Below are 23,532 nucleotides of genomic sequence, written 5' to 3'. Positions count from 1 at the left end.
CTTCGGGCAGTTGCAATGATTTCTTCAAGTGACTGACGTACCCCTCCTTCAAAAGAGTAGGTCGTATCGCAATAGGTACAACGTAAAGGGCAGCCAGTCAGACGAATAAATACTGTTGGTAACCCCGCAGCGTTTGCTTCTCCCTGCAACGAATAAAAAATCTCCGTAATACGTAAACCAGCTGCCGGATCAGACACTGGAATAACGGAAGAACGTAAGGGATTCATAGCCCAATATCACCTTCTATAAAAAACAAAAATCTCTACGATCAGGCATGACCGTAGAGACCTTTAAACAGACAGAAAATTAGTCAGCGCGAAGCAGGTCATTTAGACTGGTTTTAGCTCGTGTCTGAGCGTCTACCTTTTTCACGATAATTGCAGCATAAAGGCTGTATGTTCCATCTTTAGATGGCAAGTTCCCTGGTACAACAACTGAACCTGCAGGAACACGGCCATAATGGATTTCGCCAGTTTCACGGTCATAAATCTTGGTAGATTGGCCGATGTAAACGCCCATTGAAATGACAGAACCTTCTTCAACAATAACACCTTCAACAATTTCAGAACGTGCACCGATGAAACAGTTATCTTCAATGATAGTCGGGTTGGCCTGAAGCGGTTCAAGTACACCACCGATACCAACACCACCCGACAAGTGAACATTTTTACCGATCTGTGCGCATGAACCTACAGTTGCCCATGTATCTACCATTGTGCCTTCATCTACATAAGCACCAATATTCACATAAGAAGGCATAAGAACCACATTCTTAGCTTGGAAACTACCACGGCGAGCTACAGCAGGTGGCACTACACGTACGCCGGCTTCTTTAAATTGCTCTTCAGTCCAGCCAGAAAATTTGGTCTCGACTTTATCATAAAAACGCAGGTCACATGATTCGATTGGCTTATTATCATTTAATTTAAAAGATAATAAGACCGCTTTCTTCAGCCATTGATGAACAATCCATTCACCATCAATTTTTTCAGCTACTCGCAGTGTACCGTTATCCAGACCTTCAATAGCTTCTTCTACAGCTTGACGCACTTCTGACGGACAATCTGCTGCGGTAAAGTTGGCGCGGTTTTCAAAGGCCTGCTCAATAATAGTTGAAAGCTGAGTCATGATATTCCTTCCTGAAAAAATTTATGAGAGTTTACACTATTTGTGTATAAAAACAGCCAAAAACTAGCAAACTTTTCATCTATAAAGGTCTCTGGTACGAGTAAAGTAAATATGAAGCTTTTTGGAAATATTTTTACAAAAAAACATGTAAAAACAAGAAAAAACGTTAAATGTATCAAAAAATAACAGAAACCACGTAATTTGTGTCTAAAAACCCACTTAGGTTTTATCTAACATACAAGACACGAAACAATTATAGATTAAAAAACAAACTCTTCTGAGGAGATTAATAATGAAAGCTTTAAGAGTTTTAGCGACCGCTACAGTTTTAAGTGCTATTGCAGGTTCTGCATTGGCAGCTGATGAAATAATTGTCACTGAAGAAGGGGTCTCAACGTTCTCTTTCTTTAAACCAGCTTCAGTACGTGCAGAAGTTGGTACTACTGGTTACGGTGGCGCGATTTCATATAATGCCAATCCATATGTTGGTGTAACTTTAGGTTACAACGGTGGAGATATCTCTTGGTCAGATGACTTATCTGTAAATGGCTCAGATTATGACATCGATATGGATAACAATAATGTTTACTTAAATGCTGAGATTCGTCCTTGGGCAAACTGGTTCTATATGGCTGCTGGGGTAGCTTATGTAGATAATGATTACGACTTGGATCGACGCATAGGTGCTAGTGAAGGCTTCACTGTAAATGGAACTGATTTTGTTGCTGGTACTAGTGGTGCACGGATTAATGGTCAACTTTCTTATAAAAATAATTTAGCACCGTATGTAGGTATCGGTTTCTCTCCAGCAATTACTAACCGTTGGGGCGTATTTGGTGAAATCGGTGCATTTTATAATGGTAACCCAAATGTCAACTTGACAGCTTCTGGTACAGCTATCACTACTGAGCCTGGTACTGACTTTGCTACAGCAGTTGAACGTGAAGAACGTGATATTGAAAATGATAACAAATATGAATGGTTACCAGTAGCTAAACTGGGTGTAAGCTTCCGCTTCTAATCCAGTCAGCAATAAAAAACGGACTAAGGTCCGTTTTTTATTGCTTTTATAATTATTTAATCAAATTTAAAAATTGTTTTAAAAACTTTACTCTTCTGGATAGGCCACTTTCTTAAGTGCTTTTATGTCAGCTTCAGGTGAACACAACGAAATAAACTCGTAGCCATAACCACGTAATAAATGTCCCTTACGAACTGCTAACCAAGTGGTATTTAAACCAAAAATATCAGTTTGAATCTGTTTTAAGCGATAGTCGCGTTCCGCATCATAAGCGACGTTATTAACAATGCCTACCCCCATACCGAGTTCTACATAAGTTTTAATAACATCTGCATCAAGTGCAGACATTACTATATCAACTTCAATATTGGCTGCTTCAAAAGCCTTGTCAATTTTAGAGCGTCCAGTAAAACCGCCATGATAAGTAATGATTGGATAGTTAGCCAGATCTTCTAGACGAATATTTTCCAGTTGGGTTAAAGGATGATGCTGTGGAGTAATAATGCTGTGTTCCCATGTATAATATGGAACACTGGCCAGATTTTCTTCTGTTGTCAATGATTCTGTAGCAATACCAATATCAGCTTCCCCCTGTAAGAGCATTTCTGAAATCTCTACCGGACTGGCTTGTTGCAGAATGAGATGAACTTTGGGAAAAGCTTTTTTAAACTGGTTAACAATCGGGGGTAGAACATAACGCGCTTGGGTATGAGTGGTAGCAATGGTAAGTGTACCCTCGTCAACTTTGTTGAAATCATCAGCCAACCGCTTGATATTTTCTGCATCGACCAGCATACGCTCAACAATGTTCAAAAGAGATTGGCCAGGTTCTGTCAGACCTAGCAGACGCTTACCTTTACGAATAAAAAGCTGTACTCCCAGTTCATCTTCAAGATCTTTAATATGTTTGCTAACACCTGACTGTGATGTATAGAGTGCCGCTGAGGCTTCAGTCAGGTTAAAATTCTGTCTTACCGTTTCCCGAATAATTCTAAGTTGCTGAAAGTTCATCTGGATTACCTCAAAAAAGAGTGGGGCATATACAGCCCCTTTATTATATTTACGCGACCTGATCTTCAAACAGGTGTAGGGCAGAAGCACTGATCCATACATTCTGCTGTGCCCTGAACTGATGCTGTTTTACTTCTTCTGGTGAAAGCGTGATTTCAATCAGATTACCATTGCGGTCCTGTAATTCTGCTACAACATTACCAGCAATCCAGATTTCACGCAGAAATGTTGCCTGAATTGTATTATCTTGCGGTTGAGCGTGAATACGTAATTCATCAGGACGTGCAAATGCAACCACTTTTCCCTGTGCAACTTCTACACTATGAGGAAGTTGGATACGGTCTTGTCCGATCTGGATAATGCCTTGCTGATATTGTCCTTCAAAACGGTTGGCCTGACCCAAGAAGTCAAATACGAATGGCGTAGCTGGTTTCTCATAGACTTCCCGAGGTGAACCAATCTGTTCAATATTACCTTTATTCATCACCACGATTTGATCAGCAACTTCAAGCGCTTCTTCCTGATCATGGGTAACAAAGATGGAAGTGATATGAAGTTCGTCATGTAAAGTTCGTAACCAGCGACGTAACTCTTTACGAACTTTCGCGTCAAGCGCACCGAAAGGCTCATCTAGTAATAAAACTCGCGGTTCTACTGCAAGCGCACGCGCTAAAGCAATACGCTGACGTTGTCCACCTGAAAGTTGGGCTGGATAACGATCTGCCAGAAATCCTAATTGCACCAGATCTAACAGGCGGGTTACCCGTTTTTTAATTTCAGCTTCCGATGGTCGAGTACTGCGGGGACGTACACGCAAGCCAAAAGCAATATTGTCAAATACGCTCATATGTCTAAATAGCGCATAATGCTGAAATACAAAACCTACCTGACGTTCACGAACATGTACATCAGTCGCATCGCTACCTTCTAGCAGAACCTGTCCGCCGTCTGCCGATTCAAGACCGGCAATAATCCGGAGTAAAGTCGTTTTACCACAACCTGAAGGGCCAAGCAGGGCAACCAGTTGACCTTCAGGAAAATCGAGTGAAATATTTTTTAGTGCATGGAATGCACCAAAGTGTTTTTCAATATTTTTAACTTGAATACTCATGGGGGCATTCCTTAAGAAGAGGCTGAATCATCATTACGCTTAGCTTGTTTTTCCTGCCCGAGTTCTACCCAGGTTTTCAGGATTAATGTCACAATTGCCAGTAATGCCAGTAGTGATGACACAGCAAAAGCGGCACTGAAGGTATATTCGTTATAAAGAATTTCGACATGCAGGGGTAATGTATTGGTTTCCCCACGGATGTGACCAGATACAACTGAAACTGCGCCAAATTCACCCATAGCTCGTGCATTACATAAAATTACGCCATAAAGCAGACCCCATTTAATATTGGGTAAAGTCACTTTCCAGAAGGTCTGCCAGCCAGACGCACCCAGTACAATTGCAGCTTCTTCCTCTTCATTACCTTGTGATTCCATTAATGGAATCAGTTCACGTGCTACAAATGGCACAGTAATAAATATTGTGGCTAAAACAATCGCAGGAGTGGCATACAAAATTTTAATATCGTTATCTATCAGCCATTCTCCCAGCCAGCCTTGAGATCCAAAAATTAGGACCAGCATCATACCGGCAATAACAGGCGAAACCGAAAAGGGCAGATCAATAATGGTGGTCAGAATAGACTTGCCTCTAAAGTTAAATTTGGCTACACACCATGCAGCAGCTACGCCAAAGACTACATTAAGAGGTACTGCAATCGCTGCTGTCAATAAAGTCAGTTTGACTGCAGATAAAGTATCCGGATGGACCAGCGCCTGAAAGTAAACCCCGACACCCTGCTTAAAAGCTTCAACGAATACCAGAATAAGAGGAAGAACCAGACAGCTTAGAAAAAATAGCAGACCGATAGTGAGTAATAGATAGCGTACCCAAGCTGCTTCCCTGGTCGCATCGCGTGACTGCAGTTTTTCTGCCAGTGCATTACTATTGGTGGTTAAACTCATCTTGCGGTTCTCCCGGTACGACGGCTGGCCCAGGCCTGCAACAGATTAATCAGAAATAAAATCGCAAATGAAATTAAGAGCATAACCACAGCAATAGTGGTCGCAGCCGCATAATCATACTCTTCCAGCCGTGAAATAATCATAAGGGGAGCAATCTCGGTTTCAAAAGGCTGATTGCCTGCAATAAAAATTACAGAACCGTATTCGCCCACTCCCCGAGCAAAAGCAAGTGCAAAACCGGTTAAAAGAGCTGGAAATAGAATAGGTAAGATAATTTTAGTAATAGTCTGAAAACGGGTTGCACCTAATGCAGAAGCCGCTTCTTCCAGTTCAGTTTCTACATCGCTTAAAACTGGTTGTACCGTGCGCACGACAAAAGGTAGACCAATGAAAATCAGTGCCAGTGTAATTCCGATAGGGGTATAAGCGACCTGAATGCCTAAAGGCTCCAAATACTGTCCAATCCAGCCAGTGGGTGCATAAAGAGAAGTTAAGGCAATACCTGCAACTGCAGTAGGTAGCGCAAAAGGCAGATCGATCAAGGCATCTACCAGCCGTTTTCCTGGAAAACTGTAACGTACCAGACACCAAGCCAGTAGTAATCCAAAAACAACATTAATAAAAGCGGCCAGCAATGCAGTCGTAAAACTGAGCTGCAGAGATTTTAAAATACGCTCTGAACTCAGAATTTCCCATAAACCATCCCAGCCAATACCTAGCGACTTGATAAATACCGCAGAAAGAGGGATCAGAACAATTAAAGACAGATAAGCAAGGGTAAAGCCTAAAGAAAGACCAAATCCTGGCAGCACTCGGGAACGCTGCAACATGTTAACTCCTCAAAAGAGAGTATGCCCACTTAAAATAAGTAGGTGAAATAAAACTGAAAAAACTGCTCAAGCATATTCATGAGCCTTTAAATTGCAAATCTGAAAAACAACTCAGTGTTATCAGTAATATTGATATTTAAGCTATTTTTCTCTGCAATTAAAAAATCGAAAATCTCCGGAAAAGGCCCGAAGCCGGAAGCTACATTAATATGACCTACTTTACCCAAGCTAACTGGTTTTAGATTCCAGGCATTAGCAAAAAACTGGGCATCTTCAAGCTTAAACCACGGATCATTGTCACTGATGATTAGCTGGGCCGGGACACGGATTTTTAGATTTTGAAAATATTCTGCATAGTTATATTGACTGTTCCGTGCAAAACCGGCCTCACCAAAACGTTCAGGATTAGCTGGAGCGACCAGTACCAGATTTTTGATTCTGTGTGCCAGGTCGGGATATTCGGCAAGTGCGGCGACGCTGGTCAGACAGCCAAAGCTATGCGCTACAATCTGGAGAGATTCCTGATGTAAACTTACAGTTTTCACAAACTGGGCAATCCATTCCTGAAGTATTGGCATATTCCAGTCTGTTTGCTGTACACGGGAACAGGACCTGAGCTGTCTTTGTAACCAGGATTGCCAGTGTTCATATTCACTGCCACCTACGCCCGGTACAATTACTGTATGTATTGAACTCATGTCTGATCCCCCGGTTTACACAGAACTCTACTTTTGACTGTTATTGATTTTTACAATCTGGTCAAATACACCGCCATTTTCGAAATGCTGCTTTTGTACCTTATTCCAGCCACCAAATTCCTGATCAATTGTGACCAGCTTCAGCGGTTTAAAAGTACTACTATATTTTTTCAGGACTGCCTCATTACGTGGTCGGTAATAATTACGGGCAACCAGATCCTGTGCATAAGGTGAATACAAGAAGTTCAGATAACCTTTTGCAACATTCAGATTCCCTTTTTTGGCTGCATTTTTTTCTACAATCGCTACAGGCGGTTCAGCCAGAATAGATAAAGAGGGCGTAATAATTTCAAACTTGCCAGGCTGTTCACGTACTGCCAGAAAGGCTTCGTTTTCCCAAGCCAGTAGCACATCACCAATACCACGTTCAGCAAACGTTGTAGTGGCTCCACGTGCGCCAGAGTCAAGCACTTTGGTATTTTTATAAATCTGGCGAACAAACTCCTGTGCCTTGGCATCATTACCCCCTGGCTGGTGCTTTGCCCATGCCCAGGCTGCCAGATAATTCCAGCGCGCGCCTCCAGATGTTTTAGGGTTCGGAGTAATAATTCCTACTCCCGGTTTTACCAGGTCACCCCAGTCTTTTATTCCCTTCGGATTACCTTTACGTACCAGAAATACAATAGTTGAAGTATAAGGAGTGGAATTCTGTGGTAATTTTTTCTGCCAGTCAGCAGGTAATAATTTTGCTTTTTCAGCAATTACATCGATATCAGCAGCAAGTGCCAAAGTCACCACATCAGCTTCCAGTCCATCAATCACCGAGCGTGCCTGCTTACCTGAACCGCCATGAGACTGGCGTAAATTCAGGTCTTGACCGGTACGTTGTTTCCAGTAAGCACCAAACTGCTTATTTACCTGATCATAAAGCTCACGCGTTGGATCATAAGACACATTGAGAAAATCTTTAGCTGCAAAGCTTGCAGTAGAGGCCGAAAGTAATGCTGCAATTATTCCAATTTTTACTTTTGAAAATTTCATATTTTATCCCCAATATTTTGCATAAGCATAAAAACATGAAAGCAGAATAGCGCTAGTCTTTATCCATAAAAAATAATAAAAAACGAATTCATTATGAAAAATAAAGAAAAAGAAAATATACTTCTGTTTCTAAACTAAGTTGCAGAATCAACTGGATACTTCATATCGATGCTGTTTTTCAAGAATGCTAAGAAAATAGAAAATGTTCCTATTGAAGACCGGGCTTTTCAGTATGGAGATGGCTGTTTTACGACAGCCCGGCTGCGGAATAACCAGATAGAGCTGCAAGATTTACATTGGGCTCGGCTGAGGAACAGTTGTGAGCGTCTATATCTTGATGCTGATTTTGACCTGATTGATAAAACGCTTGAACAGCTACAAAATCATTATCCGGTATTGAATGGTACGTTAAAAATACTGATCAGTCGCGGGACGGGGCAGCGGGGTTATAGTTTGCCTGAACATCCGGCCGATATTTATATACTGTTTTATCCTAAAGCCAGTGAAGTGATTAGACCGCAGCTGATCCGAAGTGGTGTGCTGAATCAGGCTATGGGTTTATGTATGCCGAGTCTGGTAGGTATTAAATCTTTGAATCGTCTGGAGCAGGTGCTACTTAAAAAGGAAGCCGAAATGCAGGGTTGGGATGAGGCACTGGTCACCGATGTGCAGGGAAGTGTTGTTGAAGGCGTGAGCAGTAATTGCTTCGTTTTTCAAAACAATACATGGTTTACACCGGAACTTCGCTATAATGGCATCCACGGTGTGATGCGGGCGACAATCCTGTCACGCATGCAGCGGGAAAATATCGTCTGCGAGCAGCGTTTCATCGACATGGAAAATATTGGGCATTTTCAGAGCCTGTTCTTCTGTAATGCATTAAGTCCCATGAAAATTGTTACTCAACTTGGACAGCGGAGCCTGGATTCCCAGCCTTGTCTGGATTTATTCCGTATTTTGCAACTGGATCAGATTAGCTAGTTTATGCCGAAACCTCACTCAACTCCGAAAAAAAAGAATGCTAAACCTACGTTCCCTGCTGTACTGACGATTATTGCAGGCCTGTTCATACTTGGCTTGGTGTTGCTCTGGTCAAGCCTGTTTAAAAATTATCCGGTAAATGGGCCAAAACAAATGCTGGCAATTAATCCGGGAGACACCTATTCAGGCTTTATTGACCGGCTGGCTGAAGACGACAAAATCAGTTTTCCAATTATTTTAAAGCTTTACCAGAAACTGGTCATCCATGACACATTAAAGGCTGGTGTATATGAAATCCAAAAAGGCATGAGTGTTCGGCAAGTACTTGAACTGATCTCGAACGCTGAAAATGCCCAGATGAACCGGATTTTAGTGATTGAAGGCACGACCTTTAAGCAGTTACTTGAAAATCTGAAAAAAGACCAGCTGGTTACTCATACTATTACTCATTTACCAGAACAGCAGCTATTAAAGGAATTGAATATTCCTTACAGCCATCCGGAAGGGCTATTTTCACCAGACACTTACTTCTTTGCAAAAGGTGAAACCGACCGCAAGATTCTAACCCATCTCTATACACGCCAGATGAAAGCACTGGATGAGGCATGGCAAAACCGGGCCAGTGGTCTACCGTATAAAGATAAATATGAAGCACTGATCATGGCTTCTATTATTGAAAAAGAGACCAGCATTGATAGTGAACTGCAACAGGTTTCCGGAGTGTTTGTGCGCCGCCTGAAAATGGGAATGCGCTTACAGACTGACCCGACCGTAATTTATGGTATGGGGGATAACTATAGAGGTAATATTACCCGAAAGGATCTGCGTACACCAACGCCTTATAATACCTATACAATTTCTGGCTTGCCGCCAACGCCAATAGCTTTGCCAAGTAAAAAAGCAATTGAGGCAGCAATGCATCCGGATAACTCAAATAATATTTACTTTGTTGCCACCGGCAATGGGGGGCACAAATTTAGCGCCAGCCTCGAAGAACATAACCGTGCAGTACAGCAATATCTATCTGTACTTCGAGCTAAAAATTAGGAGCGTAGGATGTTTATCAGTTTCGAAGGTACAGAAGGCGTAGGAAAAACTACTCTAATCCGTGAAATTTATGCACATTATGAGCAAAAGGGTGCCGAGATCATACTCACTCGTGAACCGGGTGGAACATCTTTAGCTGAACAGATTCGTGCACTATTACTCTCTGTTAGTCATGATGAAAAGATGAGTGATGATACCGAGCTTCTGCTGATGTATGCAGCAAGAGCCCAACATTTACAACAGGTCATTTTACCTGCGCTTCAGGCCGGTAAAACGGTTTTGTGTGACCGTTTTACCGATGCCAGTTTTGCCTATCAATGTGCTGGACGTGGTCTGAATGAAAATAAACTGGCGCTTCTCAACCAGTCTTTTGTTTCTCGTATGCCAGATATTACATTATGGCTAGATGCACCGGTTGAGCTGGGAATGTCTCGTGCCCGTGAGCGTGGTGCACTAGACCGTTTTGAACAAGAAAAGGTCAGTTTTTTTGAAAAAGTGCGCGCAGGTTACACTAGATTATGGCAACAACATCCGGAACGGATTAAGCGCCTTGATGCTACACAAGCACCAGAAAAGGTACTTGAACAGGCGTTGGAACAGATTGGAAAACTGGCCTGAATTAAAGGCCAGTTTTAGAAAAGGATTGGATTAACCAAGTGCTGGTTCGACTTCCTCATTAACCCGCGGTTGACTAACTTTGAAATCTGGTGGCATTAGGATGGTTTTTCGAAGTTCAGGCGCCAGCTCCGGATAATCCAGCGTATAGTGCAAACCACGCGATTCTTTACGTTCCATCGCGCAGCGTACAATCATCTCGGAAACCAGTACCAGATTACGCAGCTCAATCAGGTTTTTACTGACCTGATAATCTTCATAATATTCAGTGATTTCCCGTTTAAGCATCTCAATTCGATGCAATGCACGCTTGAGGCGTTTACTGGTACGGACAATACCAACGTAATTCCACATGGTCTGACGCAGTTCGTCCCAGTTTTGCAGTATTACAACATCTTCGTCTGCATCGGTAACCTGCGAGTCGTCCCATTCAGGCACAGCAGGCAAGCTAACTTCAGGGTTAAACTGGCTCTGGATATGCTGGGCTGCACTCATGCCATAAACAAAACACTCTAGCAGGGAGTTACTTGCCATTCGGTTCGCACCATGCAGACCGGTATAGGAGGTTTCCCCAATGGCATATAGGCCAGAAATATCGGTCTGGCTATACTCATCCACAATCACGCCGCCGCAAGTATAATGCGCAGCTGGCACCACGGGAATCATATCTTTGGTAATATCAATACCCAGTTCAAGCAGACGGGTATATAAGGTCGGGAAGTGTTCTTTTACAAATTCAGCCGGTTTATGGGTAATGTCCAGCCACACATGACGAATACCCAGCCGCTTGATTTCAAAATCTATGGCACGAGCCACAATGTCTCGAGGGGCCAACTCGGCACGCTCATCAAAACGCAGCATAAAACGTTCACCCTCTGGCAGACGCAAATAAGCACCTTCACCACGCATGGCTTCTGTAATCAGGAAAGAGCGGGCTTGAGGGTGATACAGACAGGTTGGATGGAACTGGTTGAATTCCATATTGGCCACACGGCAGCCAGCACGGTACGCCATGGCAATTCCGTCACCGGTTGCAATATCAGGGTTAGATGTATACAGGTAGGCTTTCATAGCTCCTCCGCAGGCCAGTGCGGTAAATGGGGCTAAAAAAGTATGGACTTTGCCAGTCTTTTCATTAAGTGCGTAAAGGCCGACGGCCCGATTTTTTTGCTCATCTATTCCTAATTTTTCGGTAGTAATCAGGTCAATTGCAATATAGTTTTCAAATATGGTCAGATTTTTCTGTTCTCGGGCACGCTGCACCAGTGTCGTTGAAATCGCTTTGCCGGTTGCATCGGCAGCATGAATAATCCGGCGCTGAGAGTGTCCGCCTTCACGGGTAAGATGCAGTTGTTCGGCATCATCCAGCGTAAACTGTACGCCATGTTTGAGCAGAAAATCGACTGAAGGTTTACCACCTTCTACAGTATGTTTAACCGCGTCCAGCTCGCATAACTGGGCGCCTGCAATCATGGTGTCATCAATATGCTGTTGAATAGAGTCAGTTTCATCCAGAACTGCGGCTACGCCACCCTGTGCATAATATGTGCTGGCTTCTGTCAGGGGAGCTTTAGCTAAAACAGCAATGTTATAATGGTGAGGTAATGATAATGCCAGGCTTAATCCGGCTCCACCGCTACCTATAATAATGACGTCAAACTGATGAGTTGTATTTAAACTGCTCATATTCATCGGCTATTTGATAGAAATTCGATCATCAGACCGTTTTTTGCCTAAGAATGCAAGACTTAAAACGCTCAGGTTTAACCAGAATTTCCAATTAAATTTAAATTTTGTAACGTTTTGGCTAAAACCTTGTTTTAAATTATTCATCAAACATATTATTAATCAAAATTAAAAAACCGTTCAGCTAAAAAATTATCATTTAACTGCAGTATGTGAGTTGTGCTTCATGAAAAATCGCTTATTACAAAAAGGAATGTACGCTGCTGTTTTTACTATGGCAGCGGTACAGACACAGGCGGCTTCTACAGTCGATTTCTCTAATCTGGTTGAGCAGGTCAGTCCGGCTGTTGTGAGTGTAAATGTTGTCAAGAAAATGACACAGGAAGAGCTGTTACAGCAGCAGGTACCGGAGTTATTACGCCGCTTTTTTGGCAATCAGGTGATTATTCCGCAACAGCAAGTACCGCAAGAAAAAACCGGCTACGGCAGTGCCTTCTTTATTAGTAAAGATGGTTATCTGCTGACCAATCATCACGTAGTTGAAAATGCCTCACGTATCAGCATCACCTTGAATGATCGTCGTGAAATTGATGCTACTGTAGTTGGAAGTGATGAACGAACCGATGTGGCTTTACTTAAAGTTAATGGCTCAAGCTTTCCAGCTCTGCGAATTGGCAATGTAGACCAGCTCAAGGTTGGTGAACCGGTGTTGGCAATTGGCTCGCCATTTGGTTTTGATTATTCTGCGTCAGCGGGAATTGTCAGTGCTAAATCCCGAAGTATGATGGGAGAAACCTCTGTACCATTCATTCAGACAGATGTTGCGCTTAATCCCGGTAATTCTGGGGGGCCACTATTTAACCAGCGTGGTGAAGTTGTAGGTGTAAATTCACGTATTTTTAGTGGAACGGGTGGCTATATGGGCCTGTCTTTTTCCATACCAATTGATGTCGCAATGGATGTCGCTGAGCAATTAAAGAGTAATGGTAAAGTAATCCGCTCTTATCTGGGGGTAATGCTGCAAGATATCGACCGTAATCTGGCAGAAGCGTATAAATTGCCTAAACCGGAAGGTTCACTTATTACCCAGGTCGCACCAAATTCTCCAGCGGCCAGAGCAGGACTAAAAGCTGGTGACATCATCTTGCAAATTAACGGGATGGCGATCTCCCGTACTTCAGATCTTTTGAATTATCTCAACCGTCAGGCTCCAAATCAGAGTATTCGCTTGCAGGTATTACGTGACGAGAAATTGAGTAATATTACTGCTACGCTCACTACGGCACCAGATAATACGCCAGCAAAAACCAATACACCTGTACAAAATAAAGGACCTGTTTTAGGTATAGCTATTCGCAATCTGACCGAGGCTGAAAGCAGGCAGTTGGGTATTGAGGGCGGAGTATATATTCAGGAAGTTATGCGAGGGGGGCTGGCAGCACAATCCCGCTTGATGCCAGAAGACATCATTACTCAAATTAATAATACGCCTGTGCGAAACAGCGATGAGTTCGTAAATGCAGTAAGTAAGCTGAAAAAGAATACGGTAGCCCGGGTTGCGCTGATCCGTCAGGGGCAACGCGCTATCTTGGGCCTGCGAATCCAGTAACAAACTATACCAATGTTTAAAGCCATCCTGCAGGATGGCTTTTTATTTAAGTACCATTAGCCGGATGATGCCTTTACACTAGATGTTTTATGTGAGTTGATGCAAGACAGGAAAAAATTGCACGTGAATACATTTTTTGATTTAAACATTCAGGTTCAGCCAGAGCATATTGATAGTTTGGGACATGTAAACAACGTCGTATATGTCGCCTGGATGCAACAGGTGGCAGAAGCACATATTGAGGCACTTGGACTGGGACTGAAACAGTATCAGGAACTTAAACATGCCATGGTCGCAGTTGAGCATCAGGTACAATACCGTAAAGCTGCATTTGAAGGGGAGGAACTGATTCTACGTACCTGGCTCTATGATATTAATGCATTGTACTCATACCGTCAGTACGCTTTTTACCGTCCACAAGACCAAACCCTGCTGTTTACCGGTCAGACCAAATGGGCATGTATCGAAATAGCAACGGGTCGCCCAAAACGTATGTCGCCCACTTTTACTCAGGCTTACCAGCCAATTTCAGCAGAGATAAACCCGATGGATTTCTCGACAATCTAAATTGGTCGATATGGTTTTTCCAGATTTTGCTGATTTACAGCTCAAAGCAAAAGCGCATGATTTATGGATACTTTAAAAATTCCATCTGTTATAATCGCTCGCAATTTCCCGAAACAGCTTTTGCTATGTACCTTAAATTTTGTACATAGCCGTATACATTTTTCAAGGTAGCCCATGGCGCAAGCTAAAAAATCTGTTGATATCAAAAACATTCGTAACTTTTCGATTATTGCGCATATTGACCATGGCAAGTCGACCCTGGCAGATCGATTCATTCAAATGTGTGGTGGATTGCAAGACCGTGAAATGCAGGCACAAGTGCTTGACTCAATGGAGCTTGAACGTGAACGCGGTATTACTATTAAAGCCGCTTCTGTAACACTCTATTATACGCATCCGAATGGTCAGGAATATCAGCTCAACTTTATTGATACCCCAGGGCACGTTGACTTTTCTTATGAAGTCTCACGGTCACTGGCAGCCTGTGAAGGTGCTCTACTGGTAGTCGATGCAGCACAGGGTGTTGAGGCACAGTCAGTTGCCAACTGTTATACCGCAATCGAACAAGGCCTTGAAGTTCTGCCAATTCTTAACAAGATTGACCTGCCACAGGCTGAGCCTGAACGCGTCATTCACGAGATTGAGGAAATTATCGGAATTGAAGCGACTCATGCACCGACTTGCTCTGCAAAAACCGGTATGGGTGTGGATAAAGTTCTGGAAACACTGGTTGAGGTTATTCCGGTGCCAGAGGGTGACCGTGATGCACCTTTACAGGCTCTGATTGTTGACTCATGGTTTGATAATTATTTGGGTGTAGTTTCCCTGGTTCGCATCAAGCAGGGGCGTGTGCGCAAAGGCGATAAAATGCTGGTGAAGTCAACAGGCCAGACTCATATTATTACCTCTGTGGGTATTTTTAATCCAAAACATACTGAAACCGGAATGCTCGAAGCAGGCGAAGTAGGTTTTATTATTGCCGGTATTAAAGATATTTTTGGCGCTCCTGTTGGTGATACCATTACTCTGGCCTCTACGCCAGAAGTAGGTACGCTGCCGGGCTTCAAAAAGGTAAAACCTCAGGTATATGCGGGTTTATTTCCGATTGACGCCAGTGATTTTGAGCCTTTCCGTGAAGCATTGCACAAGCTTCAGATTAATGACTCGGCACTATTTTTCGAACCTGAAAGTTCTGATGCGTTAGGATTCGGTTTCCGCTGCGGCTTCTTGGGAATGCTGCATATGGAAATCGTTCAGGAACGGCTGGAACGCGAATATGATCTGGACCTGATCACTTCTGCCCCTACAGTAGTTTATGAAGCATTAACTAAAGCAGGTGATACGATTTATATCGACAGCCCGTCAAAAATGCCTGATGGTTCTACTGTTGAAGATTTGCGTGAGCCAATTGCAGAATGTCATATCTTGGTGCCACAAGAATATCTGGGTAATGTTATGACGCTGTGTATTGAGCGTCGTGGCGTTCAAAAAGACATGAAATTCTTGGGTAATCAGGTCTCTATTACTTTTGAAATTCCAATGGCAGAAGTCGTCATGGACTTTTTTGACCGCTTGAAGTCCTGTTCACGTGGTTTTGCATCACTAGATTATAACTTTGTCCGTTTTGAAAGCTCCTCACTGGTAAAAGTAGATGTGCTGATTAATGGTGAGAAAGTTGATGCTCTGGCAATGATCTGCCATCGTAATGATGCGCGTCACCGTGGTATTGCTCTGGTCGAAAAAATGAAAGATCTGATTCCGCGTCAAATGTTTGATGTAGCGATTCAGGCAGCTATTGGTGCACAGATTATTGCCCGTTCTACTGTAAAAGCCATGCGTAAAAACGTCTTGGCGAAATGTTATGGTGGTGACGTGTCACGTAAGAAAAAACTTCTGTCTAAGCAGAAAGAAGGTAAGAAACGCATGAAGCAGGTGGGTAGTGTTGAAATCCCTCAGGAAGCGTTCCTTGCAGTCTTAAAAGTAGAAAGATAATAATAAGAGGTCATCTAGCTCATGGATTTTGATTTTAACTTGATCCTCGTTCCAGTCACTGTCATTTTTTTCCTGGTGTGGCTGCTCGATAAACTTGTTTTCAAGCAACGCAAAACGAGGGGCCGTGGCAATGAAAATTTTATCATTACCTGGGCTTATGACTTCTGGCCAGTACTAGCCATCGTGCTTGTACTGCGCTCTTTCTTTTATGAACCTTTTAATATTCCGTCAGACTCTATGGTACCAACCTTGGAAACCGGAGATTTTATTCTGGTCAACAAGTATCAGTATGGAATGCGTCTGCCGATTATAAATAAAAAATTCATTGATATTGGTGAACCTGAACGTGGTGATGTGGTGGTATTCCGTTATCCGCCGCAACCAAGTATTAGCTATATTAAACGTGTAGTCGGCTTGCCGGGTGATCATATTGTATATGACCATGGACAGCTGAGTATTAATGGACAGCCAGTTAAAAAGGTTCCGGTTGAGTTCAGCCGTGAAAAGGATATTCAGGACACGCCAGCTTCGATCTATCATAAAGAAACTTTGGGCAAACATACTTTTACCATGCGTGAGCTTGAAGGGGTAAATGTTGCGCGTCAGGCTCCATTTATTAACTATGTTGAAAATGGAAAATACTCGGGTGAAGATGGTCTTTACTGGGAAGTCAAAGTTCCAGAAGGTCATTATTTCGCTATGGGAGATAACCGTGACCAGAGTGCAGACAGCCGCTTTTGGGGGTTTGTGCCTGAAGAAAATCTGGCCGGTCGAGCAGTTTATATCTGGATGCATAAGGAACCCGGCTTCAAGATACCAAGCTTTGCACGTAACGGTAAAATTGATTAACCATTTGGGTGGGTAATAACAATGCGTAATGCTCAGCAAGGCACTTCTTATATTACAATTCTATTTGCGATTATTGTCTTTGCAATGGTGGTAAAGGCTGTAGTAGCCATATGGCCAGCATATTGGGATAACCGTGTGATTAACAGCCAGATTGAAGAGTTATTAAAAGACAGTCCAGCAGATATAACGCCAGCAAAATTTACCCAGCAGATGGATCAGCGTTTGGACATGAACAATATTGATGACTTGCAGTTCAAAGATATTGCCCAAGTTTCAAATGATCAGGGTTTACATGTAAATACCCGCTATGAAGTGAGAAAACCTTTCTTGCTTAATATTGATTTAGTACTAAAGTTCGAGAAGAGTTTTGATCAAAGGTCACTCTAAGGTAAGTGATTTTCGCTTACCCAGCCGTATCGGCTATCAGTTCAAGCAGCCTGAGTTGTTGCAGCTTGCCCTGACTCACCGGTCGGTTAGTCACAAATATAATTATGAACGTCTGGAGTTTTTGGGCGATTCACTATTAGGCATGATTATTGCCAACTATTTGTATCATGCGTATCCTTTTGAAAATGAAGGCCGACTGACCCGCATGCGTGCTACTCTGGTCAGGCAGGAAGCATTAGGCAAGATTGCAAACGATTTGAAACTTAGTCAGTGTTTAATATTAAGTACAGGTGAATTAAAATCGGGAGGACACCACCGTGAATCGATTCTGGCCGATACTGTAGAAGCCATTATCGGAGCAATTTATATTGACTGTGGTGAGCTCAAGATTTTACAAGACATCGTACTGAAGTGGTATGGTCCATATTTAAACAATATTGAGCCAACCGACCAGTTAAAAGACCCGAAATCCCGGTTACAGGAATATCTGCAAGCCCGTAAAAAACCTCTCCCTGTTTATGAGGTGGTCGATATTCAAGGGGATGCACCGAACCAGCATTTTAAAGTGGAGTGTTCGGTCGACAGCCTGCCTAAATTTATCGGAGAAGGGTCAAGTCGTCGCTTTGCTGAGCAAGCAGCAGCAGCGGAAATATTAAAGTTATTGGAGCAATAGACTGCATGTCGATCCAGCCAGATCAAAACAGTACAGATCAAGAGTCAAACACACCGGACAATAACCTGATTGACCAGTTCTTTAGTTCACAGGGTGTGACTATACCTGCTGATTTTAAGAGTGGGTTTGTGGCTATTGTCGGACGTCCGAATGTCGGTAAATCAACTTTGATGAACCACCTGTTGGGACAAAAACTCTCTATTACTTCCCGTAAGCCCCAGACAACACGACATAAAATTATTGGTATTGATAGCCGTGAAAAGTCACAGGCCGTTTACGTAGATACTCCGGGAATGCATAAGAAAGAAGTGCGTGCCATCAATAAGATGATGAACCGTGCAGCACATTCAGCCCTACGTGATGTAAATCTCGTTCTGTTTGCGGTAGATGCCCATAAGTGGACACAAAATGATGACCTGGTGCTTGAGAAGCTGAAAAATGCTGAAATGCCAGTCATTCTGGTTATCAACAAGATTGATACTATTGAAGAAAAAAGGACATTACTTCCTTTGATTCAAGAACGTACTAAACTCATGAATTTCGTGGAAATTGTACCAGTTTCTGCATTGCGTGGTGCAAATCTGGAACATCTGCGCGATACAATTGACAAGTATTTACCTTTCCAACCGCCGCTATACTCATTTGACCAGATTACTGACCGTTCAGAGCGATTCCTGGCATCAGAAGTAATTCGTGAAAAAATTATGCGACAGCTTGGTGAAGAGCTTCCATATGACCTGACTGTTCAGATTGAATCTTTTAAAACTGAGGAGCCGGCATTAAATGAGAAGACTGGCCGGATGAAAGCTGCCTGTACCTATATCGATGCCACCATTTTTGTTGACCGTCCTGGACAAAAAGCCATCGTGATTGGTGAAAAAGGTGCTAAGCTGAAAAAAATCGGGATGGATGCCCGTATTGATATGGAAAAAATGTTCGAACAGAAGATCATGCTGACACTGTGGGTAAAAGTGAAAGGTGGCTGGTCTGATGATGAACGCGCGCTCAAGAGCCTGGGATATAGTGATATCTAAGGCTTAAGCTTTTTGCAGGAGTTCCGTAGTGATCAAGACAATGGCAATACTGATAAGCATTCTAATGCTGCAAGGCTGTATTCATAAGATTGTTACGGTTCCTGTAAAGGTGGCTTATAAAACCACGAAAGGGGTAGTCAAGGGGACTGCGGCAGTGGTGGGTGCAGTTATCCCTGATGGGGATGATGAAGATCAGGCATCAGATCGGGACTAGCTCAACCCTATGCGCAATGAAGCTTTGCATGGTTACCTGATCCATTACCGTAAATATCGTGAGAAGAGTCACCTTGTCTATTTATTTACTGAGGAATATGGCCGGATTGATGGAATTTTACGTCAGGTTCCCCCGCCACAGTATCAACCTTTAGCACTTCAGGCTTCTGGTAAAGGTGAACTCAAAAATTTCAGTAAACTTGAAATCGTAAATCAGCCTATTTTCTTTTACGGTGATGCATTCTTCTCTGGCTTTTATTTAAACGAATTATTACTTCGGTTATGTCCGCTTGAAGAGCCGATGCCACAGACTTATCAGCAGTATCAGTTGACATTGGTCAAGTTACAGCAACTGGCAGTAAATGCACAGCCCGGGCTGCTATTAAGACAAATTTTACGCCAGTTTGAACATATTTTGCTTGAAGAGCTTGGTTATGCTATCGATTTTTCGGTAGATGCCCATCAGCAGTCAGTTGAACCGGAACGACATTACCATTTTCAGATTCAGGAAGGCTTTATACCTGTACAAAAAGCCAGTTCAGCTACCTTGGCTGGCCAGAGCCTTCTTACAATGCTGGACTATGAAAAAGGTGCAGATTTCTCCCAGCCACAGTTACAGCTATTATCTCGACTTTATCGCCAGATGATTACATCTTTACTGGGTGACCGGCCATTGAAGAGCCGCCAGTTATGGATTCAAAATACTCATTCTCAATCTTAATCAGGAATTTATTATGGCTGCATTGCTTGGTGTAAACATAGATCACGTTGCTACTTTAAGACAAGCACGAGGCACCGTTTATCCGGACCCGGTGAATGCGGCACTGATTTGTGAACAGGCCGGTGCAGAGGGTATTACCCTGCATTTACGTGAAGACCGCCGTCATATTCAGGATAGTGATGTACGCCGTATGCGTCCAGCTTTGAAAACCCATATGAATCTTGAGATCGCCGTAACTGATGAAATGGTTGAGTTTGCTAAAGAAATCCGTCCACAGTATGTTTGCTTTGTACCGGAGAAGCGACAGGAACTGACCACAGAAGGCGGTCTGGATGTAGTGACTAATTTTGAAAAAGTTAAAGCAGCAACTCAGGCATTATTGCAAGTTGGTTGTGATGTTTCTCTCTTTATTGATGCCGATCTGGCACAGATTGACGCGGCTATTGCCTGTGGTGCACCTACCATCGAGATTCATACCGGTGCTTATGCAGATGCTCATAATGAAGCAGAACAACAGGCAGAGCTTGAACGTATTATTAAGGGAACTGAATATGCCGCAGGTAAAGGCCTAGTGGTAAATGCAGGACATGGTTTAAACATTGACAACGTGACGCCAATTGCAGCAATTCCACAGATCCATGAATTAAATATTGGACATTCGATTATTGCAGATAGTCTTTTTATTGGCCTGGCACAAGCTGTACAGCAAATGAAAGCAGCAATTAAGGCAGCACGTTAATTATGTCGACTTTAAACTATGATGAACTGATGCAGCCAGTAAAAGCTTTTCTTGGTTGTGAAACCCCGAAAGCCTGGCTGGATGAAGCACTGAATAATTTAGAGCTACTGATGCAGGACCATGCCAACTGTGAAAAAAAAGCAGCTGGTACAGCAATGAACCTGATGTTCCGTTACAGCTTTTTTACTGACTTGCAAGTCAAGCTGGCACAGTTAGTTCGTGAAGAGATGCTGCATTATGAACAGGTACTTGAGTTTATGGCTAAACGTGGTCAAGAATGGAAAGCGGTCAGTGCTGGACGTTATGCGGCCGGCTTGCGCAAAGAAATTCGTACTTATGAGCCAGAAGCTTTAATTGATGTACTGATTATTGGTGCTTTTGTAGAAGCACGTTCTTGTGAGCGGTTTCATGCACTTGCACCGCTGGTCGATGAAGAGTTAGGGCGTTACTATCGCTATTTGCTTAAATCTGAGTCTCGACACTTCGAGGATTATCTGGCTTTGGCGCTCGACGTGGCCAAGACAGCAAAACTTAAAAATGCTGAAGAAGATATCCAGACACGCATTGAACATATACGGGAAATTGAAAAAGCTCTGATTTTAAGTTCAGATGATCTTTTCAGGTTCCACAGTGGTGTTCCGGCTAAAACTGCAGCTTAACCCCGAGTGCTAATAAGAAATCCTTCTTTATGAAGGATTTTTTTAGTTTGAAAAATAGTAGTTATTAAAAAACAGACAATAAAAAGCCCACTTTAATGCTGTGGGCTTTTATATATTTGGCTCTCCCACCTGGGCTCGAACCAGGGACCTGCGGATTAACAGTCCGTCGCTCTACCGACTGAGCTATGGGAGAATCTGAATGCGATTATAGAGGGATTTTAAAGTGGGTCAAGCTTAAATTGTCATATTTCTGATGCTGGAGTCCCATATGCTTTTTATTTAGTCAAATATTGAAATAAAACAGAAAAAAGCTTTACAGTGCGAATCAACTGTTGCTAGATTAATAACAGAACAGAGCGCTTGAGTAAAACCAAGCAGTGTGGATTTAAACCAACTTGCCAGCACTAAAATGGCTAAACAGGAGAAGGCGAATGAATACGCTATCTATTTCTCAGATTTTCTCTCATTTTTCTTTATATCAGAAAAATTATCTTTCTATTATTCAAGATGCTGAACAGTATTTTACACCGGTAACAGAAGCCTTTATTGAGCTTTGGCCAGCTGGTAGACATCAACTTTACTTAGGTGATCTGCTACAACTCTGGTTGAGTGAAAAGTGGTTAATAGAAAAAACCCATTCCTCAATTTTAGATACTCTTTCAGCAACACCGCAACAGATTCATCAGCTGAAGAAAGATCAGTATATTTATCAAATCGCAGGCAGCAACTTATCTGGTCGGAATCAGGCAAAAGTCTGGTCCGCTTCACAGCAAGATGTAGTCTCAGTGCCGTTAGACAGCGCCTTTAAGTTTTACTGTATTTATAAGGGAATGACCCGTCCGCAGAAGCACCATATAAATTCGGGTAAATTTCTGAAATCAGCAATTTAGAGAGAACCTAGAAATCCTAAGATAATAATTAACTTTATAGCTGGCCTATGGAGATGAAACGCTTAAAGAGAGCATTATTTTAATACTTTGAAAGCGTAAAGCTAGGTTAGAGTTTGCTGAAAAACAGGCTTGCTCGATTCAGGATTTTTAATCTGGAGCAAGCCGGAGAAGAATAGCTGCTAATTACGGAGAATCATGCAAGTGGCTGTTGCAAAAGCATAAAGTTTTCCTTCTTCATCGAAAATTTTTCCTTCAGCAATACCAAGGTTCTTGCTGAGATTGATGAGGGTTCCTGTAGCTTGTAATTCTTTGTTTTTAGGGATTGGACGGCACATTTTAATATTTAAATCTATAGTTCCATATCCTGCACCTGCTTCTAGCATACTGTGAACTGCACAGCCTGTAACAGAATCCAGAACAGTTGCTGCAAAGCCTCCATGTACACCACCTAACGGGTTCAGATGCCGCTCATCTGCTTTCACCTTGAAGGTAACAGTACCCTGGGTGACTTCTACAGACTGCATGGGCATGGTTTTGCCAATGCTGGCTGAGGGCAATACCCCATCACGCATTGCTGTGAGCAGTTCAAGACCAGTCATTTGTTTGGGATCTTTCATTTTTCTTCCTGTTCTACTATTAATTTATAAAGTTCTAAAAAGGAACTTGTTATTAACTTAGCGGATCGATTAAATTAAAGTCAATAAATTTTTATATGTTAGACAGAAATGAAATGGTCTGAAACCCAGCAGCAGAACTGTCCTGTAGCACAAACACTTGCCATGATTGGTGACCGCTGGACTTTATTAATTATTCGTGATGCATTTTTAGGACTGTCCCGTTTTGAACAGTTTCAAAAATCATTGGGAATTACCCGGCATGTACTTGCAGAGCGTTTAAAACGTTTGGTTGAAGAAGGCATACTGGAAAAACAAAGTTACATAGACCGCCAGCAACGTTTTGAGTACGTGCTGACTGCCAAAGGTAGGGACTTAAAACCTATTTTAATGGCAATCGTCGAGTGGGGTGTGCAGTGGACAGATGCAAAAGAACCAAAATTTTATTTGAAAAAGGAAATATTGGAAGAATTAAAATAGACAGTGAACCCGAGCTAAAAAAAGCCTGCTA

General features: G+C 42.6%; 25 protein-coding genes, 1 tRNA gene and 2 pseudogenes. 17 read left to right on the top strand and 11 right to left on the bottom strand.

Annotated features, from left to right (window positions below; all coding sequences use genetic code 11):
• Nucleotides 1-227, bottom strand: a pseudogene (locus B3X18_RS14610) (7-carboxy-7-deazaguanine synthase QueE); the annotation flags it as partial.
• 79 nt (nucleotides 228-306) lie between these two features.
• On the bottom strand, nucleotides 307-1,128 hold the full coding sequence (gene dapD, locus B3X18_RS14605; protein WP_005019340.1) for a 2,3,4,5-tetrahydropyridine-2,6-dicarboxylate N-succinyltransferase: 822 nt from the start codon (nucleotides 1,126-1,128) through the stop codon (nucleotides 307-309).
• A 292-nt stretch (nucleotides 1,129-1,420) separates the two neighbouring features.
• Between dapD and carO the strand changes: the two genes are divergently transcribed.
• A complete protein-coding gene (carO, locus tag B3X18_RS14600) occupies nucleotides 1,421-2,149 on the top strand; it encodes an ornithine uptake porin CarO (protein ID WP_005019341.1) in 729 nt (242 codons plus the stop codon).
• A gap of 87 nt (nucleotides 2,150-2,236) precedes the next feature.
• Here carO and B3X18_RS14595 read toward each other — a convergent pair whose 3' ends face one another.
• From B3X18_RS14595 to B3X18_RS14570, 6 genes are all read right to left on the bottom strand, one after another.
• Nucleotides 2,237-3,160, bottom strand: a complete 924-nt coding sequence (locus B3X18_RS14595) for a CysB family HTH-type transcriptional regulator (RefSeq protein ID WP_005019342.1) — start codon at nucleotides 3,158-3,160, stop codon at nucleotides 2,237-2,239.
• A gap of 49 nt (nucleotides 3,161-3,209) precedes the next feature.
• Entirely contained in the window at nucleotides 3,210-4,271 is a 1,062-nt protein-coding gene (locus B3X18_RS14590) for a sulfate/molybdate ABC transporter ATP-binding protein (RefSeq protein ID WP_005019343.1), read from the bottom strand.
• A gap of 11 nt (nucleotides 4,272-4,282) precedes the next feature.
• On the bottom strand, nucleotides 4,283-5,176 hold the full coding sequence (gene cysW, locus B3X18_RS14585; RefSeq protein WP_005019344.1) for a sulfate ABC transporter permease subunit CysW: 894 nt from the start codon (nucleotides 5,174-5,176) through the stop codon (nucleotides 4,283-4,285).
• A complete protein-coding gene (cysT, locus tag B3X18_RS14580; RefSeq protein WP_005019345.1) occupies nucleotides 5,173-6,006 on the bottom strand; it encodes a sulfate ABC transporter permease subunit CysT in 834 nt (277 codons plus the stop codon). Before cysT ends, cysW begins: the two co-directional genes overlap by 4 nt.
• A gap of 86 nt (nucleotides 6,007-6,092) precedes the next feature.
• Entirely contained in the window at nucleotides 6,093-6,704 is a 612-nt protein-coding gene (locus B3X18_RS14575) for an RBBP9/YdeN family alpha/beta hydrolase (RefSeq protein ID WP_005027023.1), read from the bottom strand.
• A gap of 27 nt (nucleotides 6,705-6,731) precedes the next feature.
• The gene (locus tag B3X18_RS14570) at nucleotides 6,732-7,745 is read right to left on the bottom strand and encodes a sulfate ABC transporter substrate-binding protein (RefSeq protein ID WP_005027021.1); all 1,014 of its coding nucleotides are present in this window, start codon (nucleotides 7,743-7,745) and stop codon (nucleotides 6,732-6,734) included.
• A gap of 168 nt (nucleotides 7,746-7,913) precedes the next feature.
• Here B3X18_RS14570 and pabC point away from each other — a divergent pair, with 168 nt between their 5' ends.
• Genes pabC through tmk form a run of 3 tightly spaced genes read left to right on the top strand, consistent with a single transcriptional unit; the run spans nucleotide 7,914 to nucleotide 10,391 of the window.
• Nucleotides 7,914-8,726 (top strand): aminodeoxychorismate lyase, encoded by an 813-nt coding sequence (gene pabC / locus B3X18_RS14565; protein WP_005027019.1) that lies wholly within the window; start codon nucleotides 7,914-7,916, stop codon nucleotides 8,724-8,726.
• A gap of 3 nt (nucleotides 8,727-8,729) precedes the next feature.
• A complete protein-coding gene (gene mltG / locus B3X18_RS14560) occupies nucleotides 8,730-9,773 on the top strand; it encodes an endolytic transglycosylase MltG (RefSeq protein ID WP_005027017.1) in 1,044 nt (347 codons plus the stop codon).
• A 9-nt stretch (nucleotides 9,774-9,782) separates the two neighbouring features.
• Entirely contained in the window at nucleotides 9,783-10,391 is a 609-nt protein-coding gene (gene tmk / locus B3X18_RS14555; protein WP_005027015.1) for a dTMP kinase, read from the top strand.
• A 30-nt stretch (nucleotides 10,392-10,421) separates the two neighbouring features.
• Here tmk and nadB read toward each other — a convergent pair whose 3' ends face one another.
• On the bottom strand, nucleotides 10,422-12,080 hold the full coding sequence (nadB, locus tag B3X18_RS14550; protein WP_169332033.1) for an L-aspartate oxidase: 1,659 nt from the start codon (nucleotides 12,078-12,080) through the stop codon (nucleotides 10,422-10,424).
• A 220-nt stretch (nucleotides 12,081-12,300) separates the two neighbouring features.
• Between nadB and B3X18_RS14545 the strand changes: the two genes are divergently transcribed.
• The 11 genes from B3X18_RS14545 (at nucleotide 12,301) to B3X18_RS14495 (ending at nucleotide 21,517) form a co-directional block, all read left to right on the top strand.
• Nucleotides 12,301-13,683 (top strand): Do family serine endopeptidase, encoded by a 1,383-nt coding sequence (locus tag B3X18_RS14545; protein WP_005027010.1) that lies wholly within the window; start codon nucleotides 12,301-12,303, stop codon nucleotides 13,681-13,683.
• 123 nt (nucleotides 13,684-13,806) lie between these two features.
• Nucleotides 13,807-14,250, top strand: a complete 444-nt coding sequence (locus B3X18_RS14540; protein ID WP_005019361.1) for an acyl-CoA thioesterase — start codon at nucleotides 13,807-13,809, stop codon at nucleotides 14,248-14,250.
• 174 nt (nucleotides 14,251-14,424) lie between these two features.
• Complete coding sequence (lepA, locus tag B3X18_RS14535; protein ID WP_005027005.1) at nucleotides 14,425-16,242, top strand: translation elongation factor 4; 1,818 nt, start codon at nucleotides 14,425-14,427, stop codon at nucleotides 16,240-16,242.
• A 21-nt stretch (nucleotides 16,243-16,263) separates the two neighbouring features.
• Complete coding sequence (gene lepB, locus B3X18_RS14530; protein ID WP_005019366.1) at nucleotides 16,264-17,091, top strand: signal peptidase I; 828 nt, start codon at nucleotides 16,264-16,266, stop codon at nucleotides 17,089-17,091.
• A 21-nt stretch (nucleotides 17,092-17,112) separates the two neighbouring features.
• Nucleotides 17,113-17,478, top strand: a complete 366-nt coding sequence (locus B3X18_RS14525; RefSeq protein ID WP_005027002.1) for a DUF4845 domain-containing protein — start codon at nucleotides 17,113-17,115, stop codon at nucleotides 17,476-17,478.
• Nucleotides 17,459-18,151 carry a ribonuclease III gene (gene rnc, locus B3X18_RS14520; RefSeq protein ID WP_005019370.1) on the top strand — a complete coding sequence of 231 codons (693 nt, stop codon included), beginning with the start codon at nucleotides 17,459-17,461 and terminating at the stop codon, nucleotides 18,149-18,151. Before B3X18_RS14525 ends, rnc begins: the two co-directional genes overlap by 20 nt.
• A gap of 5 nt (nucleotides 18,152-18,156) precedes the next feature.
• Nucleotides 18,157-19,185 carry a GTPase Era gene (era, locus tag B3X18_RS14515; protein WP_005026999.1) on the top strand — a complete coding sequence of 343 codons (1,029 nt, stop codon included), beginning with the start codon at nucleotides 18,157-18,159 and terminating at the stop codon, nucleotides 19,183-19,185.
• Nucleotides 19,186-19,225: 40 nt separating this feature from the next.
• Nucleotides 19,226-19,399 (top strand): NF038104 family lipoprotein, encoded by a 174-nt coding sequence (locus B3X18_RS14510; RefSeq protein ID WP_282437611.1) that lies wholly within the window; start codon nucleotides 19,226-19,228, stop codon nucleotides 19,397-19,399.
• 9 nt (nucleotides 19,400-19,408) lie between these two features.
• Nucleotides 19,409-20,119 (top strand): DNA repair protein RecO, encoded by a 711-nt coding sequence (gene recO / locus B3X18_RS14505; RefSeq protein ID WP_005026995.1) that lies wholly within the window; start codon nucleotides 19,409-19,411, stop codon nucleotides 20,117-20,119.
• 13 nt (nucleotides 20,120-20,132) lie between these two features.
• Nucleotides 20,133-20,858, top strand: a complete 726-nt coding sequence (gene pdxJ / locus B3X18_RS14500) for a pyridoxine 5'-phosphate synthase (protein WP_005026992.1) — start codon at nucleotides 20,133-20,135, stop codon at nucleotides 20,856-20,858.
• Between the two features lie 2 nt (nucleotides 20,859-20,860).
• Nucleotides 20,861-21,517, top strand: coding sequence for a tRNA-(ms[2]io[6]A)-hydroxylase (locus B3X18_RS14495; RefSeq protein ID WP_005026990.1), 657 nt, complete (start codon nucleotides 20,861-20,863; stop codon nucleotides 21,515-21,517).
• Nucleotides 21,518-21,634: 117 nt separating this feature from the next.
• Here B3X18_RS14495 and B3X18_RS14490 read toward each other — a convergent pair.
• A tRNA-Asn gene (locus tag B3X18_RS14490) sits at nucleotides 21,635-21,710 on the bottom strand.
• 238 nt (nucleotides 21,711-21,948) lie between these two features.
• Here B3X18_RS14490 and B3X18_RS14485 point away from each other — a divergent pair.
• Nucleotides 21,949-22,407 carry a hypothetical protein gene (locus tag B3X18_RS14485; protein WP_005026988.1) on the top strand — a complete coding sequence of 153 codons (459 nt, stop codon included), beginning with the start codon at nucleotides 21,949-21,951 and terminating at the stop codon, nucleotides 22,405-22,407.
• Nucleotides 22,408-22,586: 179 nt separating this feature from the next.
• On the opposite strand, the gene B3X18_RS14480 is transcribed toward B3X18_RS14485, so the two are convergent.
• Nucleotides 22,587-23,024: a PaaI family thioesterase gene (locus B3X18_RS14480; RefSeq protein WP_005026986.1), complete on the bottom strand. Its 438-nt coding sequence runs from the start codon at nucleotides 23,022-23,024 to the stop codon at nucleotides 22,587-22,589.
• Between the two features lie 108 nt (nucleotides 23,025-23,132).
• Between B3X18_RS14480 and B3X18_RS14475 the strand changes: the two are divergent.
• Nucleotides 23,133-23,447: pseudogene (locus tag B3X18_RS14475) on the top strand (winged helix-turn-helix transcriptional regulator); the annotation flags it as partial.
• Nucleotides 23,448-23,532 lie beyond the last annotated feature (85 nt).

This window comes from Acinetobacter sp. UBA6571, from assembly GCF_002434085.1.
Classification (GTDB): domain Bacteria; phylum Pseudomonadota; class Gammaproteobacteria; order Pseudomonadales; family Moraxellaceae; genus Acinetobacter; species Acinetobacter radioresistens.
Note: the sequence above shows the minus strand (reverse complement) of the source record. Positions and strands in the feature narration are given on the sequence as shown.